The 404-nt window shown below is 58.9% G+C and carries 1 protein-coding gene; it reads right to left on the bottom strand.

Annotated elements, in window-relative coordinates; genetic code table 11:
* Positions 1 to 284, bottom strand: a 284-nt coding sequence (locus tag EN786_RS38395; RefSeq protein ID WP_210238931.1) for a hypothetical protein, incomplete at its 3' end; no start/stop codon positions are given.
* Positions 285 to 404 lie beyond the last annotated feature (120 nt).

Raw genomic sequence — 404 nt, 5'->3', positions numbered from 1 at the left:
CGGGTGTTGGCTGGCACATATCGCATCATCTCATGCATGTCGTGACCCGGGAACATGTCGCGCATTAGCATCTGGCGCTCAAAATGGAGCCATTCCGAATATGCTAGGAGCAGTTGCTCCCGTGGAATTTGGACCTCCGCAGAAGGTGCCATTGCAATGGCCTCGCCAACGGGCAGATCATTTGCCGCTGCCTGGCTACCCGCCGCAGAGTCTGCTGCCGCCAAGGCAGCGGTAGCCGACGCAGACGAAGCGAGAAGAGCACGGCGATCGACATGCTGGTTCATGAAACTCTCCACTGGTTCACTTGGCTTGGCGGGTTCGTTTCCCGCACGCCGAGACCAGGGCATCGGCAGTTTACGAAAGAAGGCGGTCCAATGCGCTTTCTGGGGATAACTGGGCACGCC

Source organism: Mesorhizobium sp. M4B.F.Ca.ET.143.01.1.1, assembly GCF_004792275.1.
GTDB classification, from domain to species: domain Bacteria; phylum Pseudomonadota; class Alphaproteobacteria; order Rhizobiales; family Rhizobiaceae; genus Mesorhizobium; species Mesorhizobium abyssinicae.
This window is presented reverse-complemented; position numbering and strand designations above follow the sequence as displayed.